Origin of the sequence: Planomonospora sp. ID91781 (assembly GCF_015711595.1) — a bacterium.
Taxonomy (GTDB): Bacteria; Actinomycetota; Actinomycetes; order Streptosporangiales; family Streptosporangiaceae; genus Planomonospora; species Planomonospora parontospora.
The window spans coordinates 3,894,928-3,911,149 of record NZ_JABTEY010000001.1; the positions used below are offsets into that span (position 1 = coordinate 3,894,928).

At 73.5% G+C, this 16,222-nt stretch carries 13 protein-coding genes; 10 read left to right on the forward strand and 3 right to left on the reverse strand.

What is annotated here, in order from left to right:
- Positions 1 to 39 precede the first annotated feature (39 nt).
- A complete protein-coding gene (locus tag HS048_RS17645) occupies positions 40 to 2,172 on the forward strand; it encodes an ATP-dependent RecD-like DNA helicase (RefSeq protein ID WP_307832523.1) in 2,133 nt (710 codons plus the stop codon).
- Positions 2,173 to 2,397: 225 nt separating this feature from the next.
- On the opposite strand, the gene HS048_RS38190 is transcribed toward HS048_RS17645, so the two are convergent.
- Complete coding sequence (locus HS048_RS38190; RefSeq protein WP_255529581.1) at positions 2,398 to 2,520, reverse strand: hypothetical protein; 123 nt, start codon at positions 2,518 to 2,520, stop codon at positions 2,398 to 2,400.
- Here HS048_RS38190 and HS048_RS17650 point away from each other — a divergent pair.
- From HS048_RS17650 to HS048_RS17685, 8 genes are all read left to right on the forward strand, one after another.
- A complete protein-coding gene (locus HS048_RS17650; protein ID WP_196467527.1) occupies positions 2,519 to 4,906 on the forward strand; it encodes a bifunctional diguanylate cyclase/phosphodiesterase in 2,388 nt (795 codons plus the stop codon). The two genes, HS048_RS38190 and HS048_RS17650, sit on opposite strands and share 2 nt — an antisense overlap.
- 307 nt (positions 4,907 to 5,213) lie before the next feature.
- Positions 5,214 to 6,224, forward strand: a complete 1,011-nt coding sequence (locus tag HS048_RS17655; RefSeq protein WP_191896859.1) for a hypothetical protein — start codon at positions 5,214 to 5,216, stop codon at positions 6,222 to 6,224.
- Positions 6,225 to 6,274: 50 nt separating this feature from the next.
- Positions 6,275 to 6,619 carry a divalent-cation tolerance protein CutA gene (cutA, locus tag HS048_RS17660; RefSeq protein ID WP_196467528.1) on the forward strand — a complete coding sequence of 115 codons (345 nt, stop codon included), beginning with the start codon at positions 6,275 to 6,277 and terminating at the stop codon, positions 6,617 to 6,619.
- A gap of 90 nt (positions 6,620 to 6,709) precedes the next feature.
- Positions 6,710 to 7,405, forward strand: a complete 696-nt coding sequence (locus HS048_RS17665; RefSeq protein WP_230880865.1) for a sulfotransferase family protein — start codon at positions 6,710 to 6,712, stop codon at positions 7,403 to 7,405.
- 408 nt (positions 7,406 to 7,813) lie between these two features.
- Complete coding sequence (locus tag HS048_RS17670; protein ID WP_196467529.1) at positions 7,814 to 10,474, forward strand: exo 1,3/1,4-beta-D-glucan glucohydrolase; 2,661 nt, start codon at positions 7,814 to 7,816, stop codon at positions 10,472 to 10,474.
- 179 nt (positions 10,475 to 10,653) lie between these two features.
- Positions 10,654 to 11,646 (forward strand): Ca2+-dependent phosphoinositide-specific phospholipase C, encoded by a 993-nt coding sequence (locus tag HS048_RS17675; RefSeq protein WP_196467530.1) that lies wholly within the window; start codon positions 10,654 to 10,656, stop codon positions 11,644 to 11,646.
- A gap of 259 nt (positions 11,647 to 11,905) precedes the next feature.
- Positions 11,906 to 12,148, forward strand: coding sequence for a hypothetical protein (locus tag HS048_RS17680; RefSeq protein WP_068901783.1), 243 nt, complete (start codon positions 11,906 to 11,908; stop codon positions 12,146 to 12,148).
- A 207-nt stretch (positions 12,149 to 12,355) separates the two neighbouring features.
- Entirely contained in the window at positions 12,356 to 13,240 is an 885-nt protein-coding gene (locus HS048_RS17685; protein WP_068901781.1) for an IclR family transcriptional regulator, read from the forward strand.
- A 124-nt stretch (positions 13,241 to 13,364) separates the two neighbouring features.
- Here the strand turns inward: HS048_RS17685 and HS048_RS17690 are convergent, their stop codons facing one another.
- Positions 13,365 to 14,879: a glycosyltransferase family 39 protein gene (locus tag HS048_RS17690; RefSeq protein WP_068901779.1), complete on the reverse strand. Its 1,515-nt coding sequence runs from the start codon at positions 14,877 to 14,879 to the stop codon at positions 13,365 to 13,367.
- 251 nt (positions 14,880 to 15,130) lie between these two features.
- On the opposite strand from HS048_RS17690, the gene HS048_RS17695 reads away from it, so the two are divergent.
- Positions 15,131 to 15,295: a hypothetical protein gene (locus HS048_RS17695; protein ID WP_157237501.1), complete on the forward strand. Its 165-nt coding sequence runs from the start codon at positions 15,131 to 15,133 to the stop codon at positions 15,293 to 15,295.
- A gap of 241 nt (positions 15,296 to 15,536) precedes the next feature.
- On the opposite strand, the gene HS048_RS17700 is transcribed toward HS048_RS17695, so the two are convergent.
- Complete coding sequence (locus tag HS048_RS17700) at positions 15,537 to 16,145, reverse strand: flavin reductase family protein (RefSeq protein ID WP_084008842.1); 609 nt, start codon at positions 16,143 to 16,145, stop codon at positions 15,537 to 15,539.
- Positions 16,146 to 16,222 lie beyond the last annotated feature (77 nt).

Sequence of the window (16,222 nt, forward strand, 5' to 3'; positions counted from 1 at the left end):
CTGGAGGTTTCTGTCGGTCGTATCCGGTTGGATCCTGCTGTGGACGTTTCCGTCGAGCACCTGGTGTACGTCCGCGAGGACGGCCACACCGTCGCGCGGATGAGCGCCGAAGGCGTGCCGGACTTCATCGCCTCCGGCCGGGCCCTGACCGGGATCCAGCCCGGCGAGGCGCTCCGGCTCGCCGGTTCCTGGGGCGAGCACCCGCGCCACGGCAGGCACTTCGCGGTGGACGGATGCGAGCGGGTGGCCCCGGCCACCGTCCGGGCGATCCGGGTCTACCTCGGCTCGGGCCTGATCCGCGGCATCGGCCCGAGGCTGGCCCACGCCATCGTCAGCCACTTCGGGGAGGCGACGCTGGAGGTCATCGACGCCGAGCCGGAGCGGCTCAGGGAGGTCGTCAACATCGGGCCCGCCCGGCAGGCGCAGATCGCCCGGGCATGGGAGGAGCAGAAGGAGATCGCCGCGCTGATGGCGGTCCTGCAGGGGTTCGGGGTCAGCCCGATGCTCGCGGCGAAGATCTACCAGGTGTACGGCGCGGACTCCGGCGAGGTCCTCGCCTCCGACCCGTACCGCCTCATCGGCCAGGTCCGGGGGATCGCGTTCGGCACGGCCGACCGGATCGCGCTGAGGTCCGGCGTCCCGGAGGACAGCCCGGAGCGGATCGGCGCGGCGGTCCTGGACACGCTGGAGACCGCGGGCGCCCGCGACGGGCACTGCTACCTGCCGCTGAACGTCCTGGTCGGCAGGGCCGCCGAACTGGTCGACCAGGACCGGGAGCCGGTCCGCCGGGCGGTCGACGCCCTGCGGGCCGAGCGCCGGGTGGTCGTCGAGGCGTCTCCCGACGACCCCGACCAGACCGTGGTCTACGCCAAGCACGTGCACGGCCGCGAGATGGGCCTGACGGCCCACCTGACCAGGCTCTGCCGGGCTCCCTCGGCGCTGCCCGTCCGCACGTGGCCGGAGGACCCGGGGCTCCACGAGGACCAGCGGGCGGCCGTGGCCATGGCCCTGACCAGCACCGTGTCCGTCCTCACCGGCGGCCCCGGATGCGGCAAGAGCCACACGGTGAAGGCCGTCGCCGCCGCGGTGCGGGCGGCCGGCGGCACGGTGACCCTGACCGCCCCGACGGGCAGGGCCGCCAAGCGGCTGTCGGAGCTGACCGGGCTGCCCGCCATGACCGTGCACCGCATGCTGGCCCGCCGGCCGGATCCGGAGCCCGGCACGCTGTTCACCGAGACGCCCTCCCAGGCCGACCTGGTCGTGGTCGACGAGGCCTCCATGCTGGACCTGCACCTGGCCACCCGCCTGGCCGCGGCCGTCCCCTCGGGCAGCCATCTGCTGATCGTCGGCGACGGCGACCAGCTGCCGAGCATCGCGCCCGGCAACGTGCTGGCCGACCTGCTGCGCGTCGAGGCCGTCCCGCGGACCCGGCTGACGCACGTCTTCCGCCAGGCGGAGGAGAGCGGGATCATCCAGGTCGCCCACCGCATCCGGGCCGGCCGGGTGCCCGATCTCCCCGGCCGGAGGGGGTTCTGGTTCGAGGAGGTCGACGATCCCGGCCGGGTCGCCGAGCGGGTGGTCCACCTGGCGACGGTGGCGATCCCGCGCAAGCAGAACGTGGGCCCCGACCAGGTCCAGGTCCTGTGCCCGATGCGCAGGGGCGCGACCGGGACCGCCGAGATCGGCCGGATGATCCAGGAGCGGCTCAACCCCGCCGGGGAGGGGAAGGAGGAGCACTGGTCGGGCGCCTCGGTCTTCCGGACCGGCGACCGGGTCATGTCCGTCCGCAACAACTACGACAAGGGGGTCTTCAACGGGACCACCGGAACGGTGACCGGGATCGTCCGGCAGGACAGGCTCCTGGAGGTCCGCACGGACGAGGGGGAGAGCGTGCAGTACGGCTTCGGCGAGCTCGACGAGCTGACCCACGCGTACGCCGTCAGCGTGCACCGCTCCCAGGGCAGCGAATACCCCTTCGTGGTCGCGCCGATCGTCGCCGAGGCCGGCGGCGTCATGCTGCGCCGCAGGCTGCTCTACACCCTGGTCACCCGGGCCCGGTCGTGGGTGGTCCTCGTCGGCCAGCGCGAGGCCCTGGAGACGGCGGTCAACCGGCTCGGGCACCGCCGCAACACCGGGATCGCCCGCAGGCTCGCGCTGAGCCTGCGGGACTGAGCCTGCGGGACTGAGCCTGCGGGACTGGGCCCGCTGGGCCGGGTCCGCTGGGCCGGGTCCGCTGGGCCGGGTCCGCTGGGCTGGGCCCGGGGACGGTTCCGGGGGAGGGCCGCCGGGGAGACGGCTCCGGGTGGACGGGACGCCCGCAGGGTCCTGTCTTTACCCGATCGTCACCTTCTTCCGGTCAGCTCGGATGGCCGCACACCGATAGGGGCGTATCCGACCTCACAGGAGGAGAACCGGCAGGCCCGCGCCGCCCGCAGGCCCGTAACCGCTGCCGACCTCCCTCCCCGCCGCGCCGTCCGGGCGCGCGGGCGGGAGCACCCGGCAGGCCACCAGAGAGATCATGATGCAGAGCCTCTTCGCGGCAGCCCGTACGGGCTCCCGCCTTGCCGGCCACCCGCGCGCCTGGCTGGTCTTCCTCGTGCTGGGAGGCCTGGCGGCCGTGGCCGTCCCGTTCGCGGCGGGTGCGTCACCGGTCGTGGAGACGCTGTCCTGGGTGCTGCTGCCGGGAGCCTCCGCGCTGGCCGTCCTGACCGGGATGCGCCGGAACGGGCTGACCGGCTCGCGGCCGTGGCGGCTGATAGGCGCCGGTCTCCTGATCACGCTCCTGGTGAGCGCCCTCGGCTGGGGCGTCGGCTGGGGCTGGCTGAGGAGCCCCCTCCTGCTGGGCGTGTACCAGGTCGGCACGCTCGCCGCCTACGGCCTGGCGCTGGTCGCCCTGGTCATGCTGAGCCTGCGGGCCTCCGGCCCGCGCTGGGCGGCGCTGCTGGACGCCGGCACCATCACCGTCGGCGTGGCCATGCCGCTCTGGACGCTGCTCATCGGCCCGGTCGCCGACCAGGCCGCGCACATCGACACCGACCTGGTCTTCGCGCTGGCGCTGCCGGTCGTCGACCTGTTCATCCTCGGGCTCGTGATCCGCCTGGCCCTGGACAGCGGCCGCGTGCCCGGGCTGAGCCTGCTGGGCGCGTCCTACGCCGCCATGTTCTTCTCCGACGTCGTCTACCTGCTGAACCAGACCTCGAACGAGGTGTACGGCGCCGTCTCCACGGCCTGCTGGCTGGGCTGGGCGGTCCTGACCGGCGCGGCCATGCTGCACCCCAGCATGGCCGCCGCGAACCGGACGCAGGAGCCCGCCCCCTTCACCCGGGCGCGGCTGGCCGCGGTCCTGGCGCTGGCACTGGCGCTGACGCTGGTCAGTCCGCTGGTCTCCGTCGTGGTCCCGATGGTCACGGGCGCCGGCCCGGCCGCGGGCGCGGGCGCCCACGGTGGCAGCTCGGTCACGCTGCTGACCGTGCTGCTGGCCGTGCTGCTGGTGCTGCGGCTGAGCACCGTCGTGTGCGTGAGCGTGGCGCAGGCGGCGGACCTGCGCGTCGCCCTGCACCGGCAGGACGTCCTGCAGCGCAGCCTGTCCCACCGCGCCTCGCACGACCCGCTGACCGGGCTGGGCAACCGCACCCTGCTGGGCGAGGCCCTGCACACCGTCATCACCTCGCACGCCGCCGCCCCCGACGCCCCCCATCCGGCGCTGCTCCTGCTGGACCTGGACGCCTTCAAGGACGTCAACGACACCTACGGCCACCCGGTGGGCGACGAGGTGCTCACCGTCGTCGCCCAGCGGCTCCGCGAACTGGTCGCCGGCGAGCGCATCCTGGCCCGGCTCGGCGGCGACGAGTTCGCCATCCTGCTGCCGCGCGCCGAGACCGGCGAGGCCATGGCCGTGGCCCAGCGGATGCTGGAGACCGTGCGGGCCCCCTACCTGCTCGACGGCCGCGAGCTGTACCTGACCACCAGCATCGGCGTTCTCACCGGCACCGCCATCGCCACCGCGTCCGACGCCCTGCGCGACGCCGACCTGGCCCTGTACGCGGCCAAGGCCGCGGGCAAGAACCAGATCACCGTTTTCGACGGCGAGCTGCGCGCCCGGCGCCTGCACCACGCGGAGATCGCCGTCGGGCTGCGCCAGGCGCTGGCCCGGGAGGAGTTCACCCTGGCCTACCAGCCCGTCGTGGACCTGACCTCCGGCACGATCTACGCGGTCGAGGCCCTGCTGCGCTGGACCCCGGCCGGCGGCCGGCCCATCCCGCCGGACGTGTTCATCCCCGTCGCCGAGGACACCGGGCTGATCGTCGAGATCGGCCGCTGGGTCCTGAACCAGGCCTGCGCCGACGCGCAGCGCTGGCACGAGCGGTACGGCATCGCCGTGACGGTCAACGTCTCCGGGCGGCAGCTGCGCGAGCGCGCGTTCCGGGACACGGTGCTGGACGTCCTGGCCCGCTACGCGCTGCCGGAGAACGCGCTGACCCTGGAGGTCACCGAGAGCATGCTGCTGGCCACCACCGCCGCCGAGACGCGCCGCATCGTCGAGCTCCTCGCCGAGCTGCGCACCCACGGGGTGCGCATCGCCCTCGACGACTTCGGCACCGGCTACTCCTCGCTGGCCTACCTGCGCACCCTCCCGGTGGACATCCTCAAGATCGACCGCTCGTTCACCGCCCCGCTCACCGACACCGACCCCCACCAGGCCCGCGCCTTCACCAAGGCGATCGTGGAGCTCTCGGCCAGCCTGGGCCTGTCCACCGTCGTCGAGGGCGTCGAATCCCGCGAGCAGGCCGCGGTCCTGCAGCAGATGGGCTGCCCGCTGGCCCAGGGCTACCTGTTCTCCCAGCCCGCCCCCGCCCGTGCGATCGACGACATGCTCCAGGTGGCGCCCTCGAAGACCGCGGCCTGACGCCCGGCTCCGGCTCGCGCCCGGGCCCGCGCCCCGGTCCCGCCCCCGCGCCGCGGCGCCGTCCTCCGGCGCGCGGTCCGGGGAGCCGGGGCAGCCGGCGGTCGTCGCCGTGCGCCCGGCGCGATCGGGCGTACGGCTTCCGGACGTGCGGCCGGGCCGAACCGTATCGGAACGTGCCAGGAGAACGGGTTTTCGGTCCGGCAGGCCGGGTGGATGAATCATCCCCTAATATCGTCCATCGGACGAAGAGCGCCCCAACTCGGCATCCCGGCAGCCGGCGCCTCACATCTTCGGCGAGAGGGGAAGCGTGGCGGCGGCACTCCGCGGGGAGCGGTACCGCGATGCGCTCCGGGCCCTGCTCGCCTCGCTCGTCGCGGTGGCCCTGTGCCTGGGCGCGACCTCGGCGGGCCACGCCGCGCCCAAGCCGGGCGCCAAGCAGCTCCGCAAGGAACTGGCCCAGCTGCAGAAGCGGTCGGAGACCCTGATCGCCGAGTACTACGAGGGACGCGTCCAGCTGCAGAAGGTCGAGCGGGTGGAGAAGGTGGCCCGCGGCAACCTGGAGCGCGCGCAGCGGAACTTCGACCTGGCCGCGCAGGAGATCCGCCTGCTGGCCGCCGAGCGGTACCGCACCGGTGGCCTGACGTCGGTGGCGGCGCTGGTGGGCGAGGCCGACGCCACCGCCCTGCTGGACCGCCTGGCCCTCACCCGGCAGGTCGTCGCCGACCAGGACGCCAGGCTGCGGAGTTTCACCGAGGTGCGCGACGCCCACCTGCGGGCCCGCGAGTCGGCGCGGGAGCGCGCCGCCGAGCTCCGCGACGCGCTCGAGGAGCTCGACGACGACAAGAAGCGGGCAGAGGAGCTGATCGAGCAGATCAAGGACAAGATAGACCTGCTCTACCCGACCCCCGGGATCCGCCGGGCCGACGGCACCTGGGTGCCCCAGCTGCCGTCCGGGCCGGACCACATCACCCCCCGGATGCGGCTGGTCCGGCAGCTGATCGCGCAGCGTTTCGGCTCCCGGTTCGGGATCGGCTGCTACCGGGTCGACGGGGGCATCGCCGGGGGCGGGGAGCATCCGCTGGGGCGGGCCTGCGACTTCATGCTCAGCAGCGGGGGCGCCATGCCGACGGCGGCCGAGACCCGGCGGGGCAACGAGATCTCCGCCTGGGCGGTCGAGAACGCCCGGAGACTCGGCATCATGTACGTCATCTTCCGCCAGCGCATCTGGCACGTGCGCACCGGCACCTGGCGGACCATGTCGGACCGCGGCGGCGTCACCGCCAACCACTACGACCACCCGCACATCTCGGTCTACTGAAATAGGGTGGGACCCGGCCGGCGGACCACCTCCCGGATCGGACACCTCGTATGCCTCACGACGCCTCGGACTGCCTCGAAGTGCGGGTCACCGCCGCCGACCGCGCGGAGGCGGAGCGGATCCGCACCGCGGCGGTGGGGGAGCGGCTCGCCGCCGACGCGCAGCTGCTCGGCCCGATCGAGTCCGTCTACCGGTGGGCGGGGGAGGTCCGGCGCGCCGAGGAGTGGCTGCTGCTGATGAAGACCACGGCGGAGCGCTTCGAGGAGCTCGCCCGGCGGGTCCGGGAGCTGCACTCCTACGAGGTCCCGCAGATCGTCGCGGTCGTCCTGGCGGCCGGCACCGCCGACTACCTCGACTGGATCAGGCGCGAGACCTTCCGGCCCCCGGTCGGATAGCCGGGGCCGGGCGGGAGCGGGCCGCCCCTTGCCGGGTTCCGCCGCCGGTGGGAGATTGCTCGTACAGCCGTAGAGCGATATCCGATCGGAATGGTGGGGTTCATGCGGGTGATCGGTGCGGGATTCGGCCGTACGGGCACGCTCTCACTCAAGACCGCCCTGGAGCGGCTGGGCTTCGGGCCGTGCCACCACATGACTGAGGTGTTCGAGCGGCCGGGGCAGGCGCGCCGGTGGCTCGCCCTGGCCGAAGGGCGGCCGGTGGACTGGGACGACCTGCTGGGAGGCTACGAATCCTGCGTGGACTGGCCGTCCGCCGCCTACTGGCGCGAACTGGCCGCCCACTACCCCGAGGCCAAGGTCGTCCTGACGGTGCGCGATCCCGAGCGCTGGCTGGCGAGCATGGAGGCCACCATCCTCCGGCAGCACGAGCGCGGGACCACGCTCGCCGGCCGGGCCCTCCTCGGGATCTCGTCCCTGCTGGGCACGGACTTCGCCGCGTTCATCCGGATGACCGACCTGACCGTCGGGCGGCGGGTCTTCGACGGCCGTACGGACGACCGTGAGCACGTCCTCAAGACGTTCCGCGCCCACATCGAGGAGGTCGTGGCGGCGATCCCGCCCGAGCGGCTGCTCCGTTTCGAGGTCCGGGAGGGCTGGGAGCCGCTGTGCGGGTTCCTGGGAGTGCCGGTGCCCGACGAGCCGTTCCCGAGGGTGAACGACAAGGCCGACTTCGAACGGCACGCCAGGGGGAGCATGCTCCCCATGCTCCTGCGGCGCGGCGGGTAGGCCCGTACGGCGGACCGGCGCGGGCGGGCCGGTGCGCCGGTTCTCCCGCCCCCGGGTCCCCGGCGTCGCCTCAGGCCCGTTCTCCGCGTTCCCTCAGGCCCCGGGCCGGGCGTCGACGGGCAGCGATCGGTGCTCGCGCCAGGCCTGGAGGGCGGCCCGGCGGCCGGCGCCGGGGTGCGCGGCATGCCACTCGCGCAGGAAGCGGTTGAGCTCGAACTGGGCGCCGATCGAGCGTGCTGGGAACGGTTCCCGGGATCATCCCGTCTCGACGGGGAACACGTCTCTATTTTCAGAGAGCGCTCTCAGGAAACTATTGACGGGACCGGCATCACGGCGTCAGGATCTGCGCAGTGCGGATCACGGGGGAGCCGCCACGCCCTTCCGCAGCACCTCGAGAACGGACCCTCGATGACCACACCTTCCGCCCGACCGGGCGCCAGGAGGAGCAGGCTCGCCGTACTGGCGGGTCTCGCGGTCCTGGCCTCCGGAGTCACCGGGATGCCGAGCGCGGGCGCCGAGTCCGCGGGCGGTCGACAGCCGGTGATCGGAAAGCCCTCTCTCGACTTCCGCGGCTGCGCTCGCATCGAGAAGAGCCTGCCCGCGCTCTCCGACTGGCCCAGGATCGACAGCCGCATCAAACGGAACCCCCTGGACGAGAGGCGGATCGCGAAGATCGTCTCCGGCATGACCCTGGCCGAGAAGGTCGGCCAGATGACCCAGCCGGAGATCGCGGCGATCACCCCGGAGGAGGTCGGGCAGTACGCCATCGGCTCGGTGCTCAACGGCGGCGGCTCCTGGCCCGGCCGCGACAAGCATGCCGCGCCGAAGGCCTGGCTCGACCTCGCCGACGCCTACTGGGACGCCTCGGTGGCCACCCGGACGAAGATCCCCGTCATCTGGGGCATCGACGCCGTGCACGGCAACAACAACGTCTACGGTGCGACGATCTTCCCCCACAACGTCGGCCTGGGCGCCGCGCAGGACCCGTGCCTCATCCGCGACATCGGAGCGGCGACGGCCAGGCAGATCCGCGCCACCGGCCAGGACTGGGCCTTCGCCCCCACGCTCGCCGTCGTCCGCGACGACCGGTGGGGCCGCACCTACGAGGGCTTCTCCGAGGACCCCCGGATCGTCCGCGCCTACGGCTACGAGGCCGTCAAGGGCCTGCAGGGCGGCCACCCGCTCCGCATCGGCTCCAGCGGCGTCATCGCCACCGCCAAGCACTTCATCGGCGACGGCGGCACCGTCAAGGGCGTCGACCAGGGGGTCAACCCCTCGTCCGAGGCCGAGATGATCAACATGCACGGCCAGGGCTACTACGGCGCGCTCGCGGCCGGCTCCCAGACCGTGATGGTCTCGTTCAACAGCTGGACGAACGAGGAGCTCGGCATCAACGAGGGCAAGCTGCACGGCAGCAAGCGCGCGCTGAGCGACATCCTCAAGGGGAAGATGGGCTTCGACGGCGTCGTCGTCTCCGACTGGAACGGCATCGGCCAGGTCGCCGGGTGCACCAACGCCAGCTGCCCCCAGGCGATCAACGCGGGCATCGACGTCGTCATGGTCCCCAACGACTGGAAGGCGTTCATCGCCAACACGATCGCCCAGGTCGAGAGCGGCGAGATCCCGATGGCCCGCATCGACGACGCGGTCACCCGCATCCTGCGGGTGAAGCTGCGCGCCGGCGTGCTCGACGGCCGCAAGCCCTCCAAGCGCGCCCACGCCGGCTCGGCCGGTGCGCTGGAGGACCGGCGGCTGGCCCGGGAGGCCGTGCGCAAGTCGCAGGTCCTGCTGAAGAACAACGGCAAGGTGCTCCCGCTGGCCAGGAACTCCAAGGTCCTCGTGGTAGGCAAGAGCGCCGACAGCCTGCAGAACCAGACCGGCGGCTGGAGCCTCACCTGGCAGGGCACCGGCAACACCAACGCCGACTTCCCGAACGGCACCACGATCCTCGGCGGCCTGAAGGAGGCGCTGGGCGAGGCGAACGTCACGTTCAGCGAGACGGCCGACGGCGTGGACCCCGCGGCGTTCGACGCGGTCGTCGCGGTGATCGGCGAGACGCCGTACGCCGAGGGCGTCGGCGACCTCGCGCGGCGCTCGCTGGAGGCGGCCAAGATCTACCCCGGTGACCTCGCCGTGCTCGACAAGGTCAAGGGCAAGGGCGCCCCGGTGGTCACCGTCTACGTCACCGGCCGCCCGCTCTGGGTCAACAAGGAGCTCAACCGCTCCGACGCCTTCGTCGTCGCGTGGCTGCCGGGCACCGAGGGCGGCGGCGTCGCCGACCTGCTGGTCCGGGGCCGCCACCACCAGGGCTACACCGGCAAGCTGCCGTACTCCTGGCCGAAGGCCGCCTGCCAGGCGCCGCTCAACGCCGGCGACGAGGGTTACGACCCGCTCTTCCCACTCGGGTACGGCCTGCGCTCCGGCCAGGCGAGCTCCATCGGCACCCTCGACGAGACCGCGCCGGAGTTCGGCTGCGGCTCCACGGGCGGCGGCGGTGAGGCGAGCGAGGACCTGGAGATCTTCAACCGGACCGACGTCGCGCCGTACAAGAGCTTCATCGGCTCGGCGGAGAACTGGGGCGGCACCGAGATCGGCCCCGACGGCCAGGCGGCGCACGCCGAGATCAACGTCGTGCAGTCCGACGTCAACGTGCAGCAGGACGGCCTGAAGGCGACCTGGACCGGGACCGGCCCCGCGCAGATCTACCTGCAGAACCCGGCGGGGGGCACCGACCTGCGCGGCTACCTCAACTCCGACGCCGCGCTGGTCTTCGACACGGTCGTGCACCAGGCGCCGGCCGCCAGGACCGTCATCAGCACCCACTGCGTCTACCCGTGCCTGGCGGAGGTCGTGGCGACCTCCCTCTTCGCGGGGCTGCCCGCGGGGACGAAGTCGACGGTCAAGATCCCCGTCTCCTGCTTCGCGGCGGGGGGCCTCGACCTGGAGAACGTCAACACGCCCTTCCTCGTCTACACCGAGGGCGCCTTCTCCGCGTCGTTCGCCAACGTCCGCTGGGTGCCGAAGGCGGCCGCGGACCCGGACGCGAGGAAATGCTCGGACCTGAGCTGACCGGTCCGTAGGTCCTGACCTGAGCCATGCCGGGCCCGGAAGCCCGGGCCCGGCATGGCGCGGCCTCCCCGTCGCGCCGCGGGAACGGGTCTTGCGGAGCGCGCGGATCCTGGTCAAGATCGGCCTGACACGTCCGACGGCGCCGCGGGGACCGCCTTCCGACCCTCCCGGAGGCATCCGTGCGTTTCCCCTCCCGCATCGCCGTCACCGCCGCCCTGACCGCATCGATGGTCGCCGCCGTCTGCGGCGGTCCCGCCCGCGCGGCCGAGCCCGCCCTGACGGACCTGACCTTCGGCGGAGTGCACAACGCCTACGAGAGGGCGGCCTACCCCTACCTGGTCGACGCGCTCGACGCCGGGAACCGGATGATCGAGATCGATCTGTGGACCTTCTTCGGCCAGTGGACCGTCAGTCACTCCAACCCCTTCTGGAGCGACAACAACTGCGAGCGGGGCGCGACGGTCGGCCAACTGCGCGACTCGGCGCGCAACCAGCAGTTCACGCACTGCCTGGACAACATCAGAGCCTGGCACGAGGCGAACCCGGGGCACGAGCTCCTGGTCGTCAAGCTGGAGATGAAAGACGGGTTCCACGACAACCGGGGCCGGGGGCCCGACGAGCTCGACGCCGTCCTGCGGGAGCGCTTCGGCGACGCGATGCTCACCCCGGCCGACCTGATGGGCGGCCACGCCACCCCGGACGACGCCGCGCGCGCAGGGGCCTGGCCCGCCGACCACCGCGGCAGGATCCTGGTCTACGTGATCCGGGGCACCGCGGAGAACGACAGCCTGCCCACCGAGCTGGAGTACGCCCGGCACCTGCGGGACCACCCCGCCGACGCCCAGGTCTTCCCGGTCCCCAGGGGAGGGTACGGCGCCGCCGACCCGCGCCATGGGTACGAGGAGTCCCTGCGGCCCTGGTTCGTCGTCTTCGACGGGAGCGCCGCGTCCTTCGCCGGGCTGCCCGCCGAGCGGCGGGCGTTCTACGGCGACTACTTCACCGCGGTCACCTCCGCCCACGAGGTCGCGCCCGCGCTGGACCCGGTGAACCCGCCCGCGGACCAGGCGCTGGCCAGGACCCGGACGCTGGGCTGCCTGGGGGCGACCGTCGTGTCCAGCGACTGGCGCGACGTCCCCGGCTGGCAGGGTCCGCACACCCGCACCGGGTGCTGACGGGGTCCACCACCGCGGCGAGGCGGCGGGCGACCGGCGGGGCGGCCGTACGGGATCCCGCGGTGCGCCCCTCGGAGAAGTACGGGCCGTCCGGGAGAGGGCGGTCATCGGCCGCACGGCGGCGGAACTGAGGACTTCCCGGCGGCGGCAACCGTTCCGCACCCCGCGTGCACTCCGGCCGCCACTCCCGGCGGGCCTACTGGAGGAAGAGGGCCGGACGGCCCGCACTTCTCCAAGGGGCACACAGGGGATCACCGCCATGACCTTCATCGCCACTCTCGCCATCGTCCTCCGCGTCCTGGGCAACACCCTCGTCCTGCCGCTGGCCGCCTGGGCGATCCTGGCCGCGTGCGGCCCGGTGCACGCGAGTGCGGAGGTCTGCGACGCGGCCGACACGCTGAGCCGGGTGGAGCGGACGGCCGGGATGACCGCGGACGACCTGCTCCAGGTCGCGGAGAAGCAGCTCACCGACAAGCCCCGGACCGGCAAGCCCCGCCGGTGAGGACCACCGGGCCCCCGCGCGGCGGCGGCCGGGCGGCGGCCCGTTCACTGCGGCCCGCGCACCACGGCCCGCGACCCGCTCGCCGCGTCCTGCGCACCGGAGCGCGTACGCCGGGGAGATCCGGCCGGTCCCGGATCTTCCACGCCCGGTGTCCCGTTGCTACATTCCGAGATGAGAATTCATTTCAGTTTTGGACCGGAGGGTTCGATGACCGCTCTCACCCCCGAGCCGGAGCCGACGGCGCCCGCCCGGCGCGACCTGCCGCCGTCGATGGTCGAGCGGATGACCCTGATCATGGACGCGTTCACCGGCCGCTCCACCCGGCTGACCCTGGAGGACGTGGCCCGCCGTACGCACCTGCCGCGCTCGACGGCGCACCGGATCCTCGACCAGCTGGTCCGCCTCGGCTGGATCGAGCACACCTCCTCCGGCTACGGCCTGGGGCCGCGCGCACTCGGGCTCGGCGGCGGCGACGGCCACGGCGAGGTCCGGGAGGCGGCCGCGCCGCTCCTGCACGACCTGCAGCTCAGAACCGGTCTCGTGGTGCACCTGGCGGTCCTCGACGGGGCGGAGGTCTTCTACCTCGACAAGGTGGGCGGGCGGTTCGCCGCCTCGGTCCCCTCCCGGGTCGGCGGCCGGGCCCCGGCCCACTCGACCGCGCTGGGCAAGGCGATGCTGGCCTGGCTCGAGCCCGAGGAGGTCGACGTCCGGATCGGCGCCATCGGCCGGCTGACCGGCCGCACCATCGGCGAGATCGGCATCCTGCACCAGGAGCTGAACCGGGTACGGCAGCGCCGGGGGCTGGCCTTCGAACGGGGGGAGTGCTTCCCCGACATCGCCTGCACGGCGGCGGCGATCCGCGGCCCCGAGGGGCCGGTGGCGGCGATCTCCCTGGTGGGGGACGCGCGGACCCCGCTGGAGAAGGTCGCCCCGCTGGTGGCCTGCGCCGCGCGGCAGGTCTCGGAGGCGCTCTTCCCGGCTGCGGAGGCTCCTCGGCGGGCCCGGCTGATGGCGGTGGTCCCGGACCGGACGTGGTCCGCGGAGACCGTGAACCGGCTCCTGGCCACCGGCCAGGACGGCGACTGGTTCTGACGCCGCCGCGGGCGGAGAGACGACGGGGAGCCGGTGGGGCGCCCGGTACCGGCACCCCGCGCCGTCCGGCCCGGCGGCCCTTCGCTGTCCGGCCGCTCCAGGGCGGCCTCGGGCCAGGACGGCCTCACCCGTAGAGCCGGAAGCGCGGCCACGCCGCGGCCCAGGGCTCCTTGAGACCGCGGCACACGTAGATCGGCAGGCCCTGCCGTTCGTTCGGGACGCCGAGTCCGTTGTCCACCCGTCCCGCCTCGGAGCAGGTGCCGAACTGGGTGTTCAGCAGGTCCAGCGGCACCTTGACGGAGACGACGACGCCGGCCCGGTCCGGCGGCGGGCCGTACCGGTACAGGTGGTTGTGGCCGCTGTAGACCGGCGGCAGCACGCCGCGGTCGGCCTCGCGGTCGAGCATGCCGGCCTCTCCCATCCCGCCGGCGAGCAGTACGGCGCCCTCCCGGTCGGCGGCGGGCAGCCCGTCCACCACCCGGCCGACCTGGGCGGCGAACTCGGGCCAGCCGATCTGGTCGGCGGTGACCTCGTTGAACGCCGGGACGGGGGTTCCGGCCAGCGAGGCCGCCGGGATCAGCGGCAGGTTGAACGCGGCGCAGTAGACGCCGTTGAGCGCCACCGCGCCGACGGCCAGCCACCGCCGTCCGGCCCGTTCGGCCGTCCACCCGGCCACGCTCACGCACCCGGCGGCGAGGAGCAGGACGAGCAGCCCGGCGGCGTAGTCGAACCGCCCTCCCATCAGCAGCACCACGGCGGCCGACGCGGGGTAGGCGACCGCCAGGGAACGCACCCGGCGGTCGCGCCAGAGCCGGACCAGCCCGGCCGCGGCGAACACCCCTCCCACCGGTCCGAGCAGCAGGACCTGCATGGGCACGAACACGGCGCGCATCTCGGCGCCCCGGTCCTCGCTCAGCGCCGCCGCCATCGTCGCCTGCGGCCAGTCGTTGGTGATCTGGTACAGCAGGTTCGGCATGGCGACCGCCAGCGCGATCAGGGCTCCGGCCCACAGCCGCGGGTCGCGGAGCACCCCCCGCGGACCGGCGGCGAGCACGCCGGCGGCCAGCCCGATGACGAGGATCGCGATCAGCAGCTTGTTGTAGGTCGCGAACCCGATGACCGCTCCGGCGGCGAGCCACCACCTCCCGTCCGTCCGCGACAGCGCCCGGAGCACGAAGAGGATCGCCGCCGCCCACAGCGGGGCGTCGAAGCTGGTCGTGAGGAGGCTGTGCCCGCCCACGACGGTGTAGGAGGCGGTGGTGACCGCGACGGCCGCGAGGAGCTGCGCCGTACGGTCTCCGCCCAGTTCCCTCGCGATCAGGGCGACGAGCACGACCAGCAGCGCGGCGCCCAGCGCGGCGGGCACCCGCACGGCCGTGACGGTGTCGCCGAGGAGGAGCACGGCCGCCCTGGCCAGCAACGGGGTCAGGGGAGGCTGGTCGACGTATCCCCAGTCGGGACGTTCGCCGAGCATGCGGAAGTACAGCTCGTCCTTGTAGTAGCCGTACCAGGGACTGAACGCCAGCAGCACCGTGAGGAAGACGAGGGCGACCGCCGCGACCGGGCGCCAGGCCACCTGCGGGAGCCCGTCGACGAGGCCGGCCCTCTCCTGCGGCGGGGAGACACGTGTTTCCACCATGCCGCCAGTGAAGGGCACCGCAGGCCCGGCCTCCCACCCCTAACCGCCTCCTACGGAGTCGGCGGCGCGGAGCCGGGAAGCCCGTGCCCGGCGGGACCCGCGCGCCGGGCCGGCCCCCGCCGGGCACGTGACCGTTGGTAATGCCTCGATGTGACGAACCGAAAATGAAGATCAACCCAGGCGGACGGGGAGGCTCGCGGGGCAGGGCGGGGTGAGACCCGAAGGGAGAAGCCATGCAGGAACGGAGACCGGTGACCTTGCTGGGCGGACCGCTGGACGGACTGACGTTCTTGTCGGCCGGGACCGAGAAGGCCGGCACCGCGTGCGTGATCCTCTTCAAGGATCAGCAGGTTCTGTACGAGCCCTTTCCCGACGATGAATCGGGCGTCTGGCTCTACGGCGGAGTCATCGCCTGACCCGGTGCCCGGCGGGCACCGGCCGGCGGGTGAGTGCTCGTGGCCGTCCACGGGTGCTCGCAACGGCACCCGGTAGCGGGCCGCCTCGGTGCGGTGCCGGCGGGATGTGAGCTCGGTGAGGATGCCGAAGAGCCGGGGCCGGGCGTCCGGACAGGCCAGGTCGCGGGTTCCGCGGCGGGAGAAGGCGACCAGGAACGTCTCGCCGACGAGGTCCTCGGCCTGTTCCGGGCCCGGTTCGTCCTCAGCCCCAGCGGTCGCCCCACCCCCACAGGACCGGCGCGCCCGCCGCCTCCGCGGCCCGCGCCTGCGGCTCCCGGGCATCGACGCCGAACCGCCCCCGGAAGAAGATCAGCGGGCGCTGACCGGTGCCCGCCTCGACCTCCAGGACCCGGCCGATCACCACGTCGTGGTCGCCGGCGGCGTGCACGTCGGACACCTCGGCGTGCACCCGCAGCAGCACGCCGCGCAGGGCCGGGGTGCCCCACCGGGACAGGTCCCAGTCGAGCCCGTCGTACTTCCTGCCCGTGCCGGAGCCGAACCGGCCGCACAGATCGACCTGGTCCTCGCCCAGCACGTTCACGCAGAACCGCCCGGAGTCGCGGATCCTCGGCCAGGTGCGGCCGCCGTGGCCGGCGCAGAACAGCACGAGCGGCGGTTCGAGCGAGACCGAGGCGAACGCCTGGCAGGCGAAGCCCACCGCCTCGCCGCCGTCGACCCCGGTGACCACGGTGACACCGGTGGCGAACGCCCCCATCGCGCGCCGCATCTCCAGCGGGGTGGGCGGGGCGGTGGCGGTCGTGCCGGCCGGGTCGCCGGCGCCTGCCGTGCGCGTCACGGGCTCGGCTGTCATGGCTCACCTCATGTCTCCCGGTACGGCGGGCGGCCGTACCGGGAGAACGTAGGCCGCGCGTCGCCGTACCCGCGCGA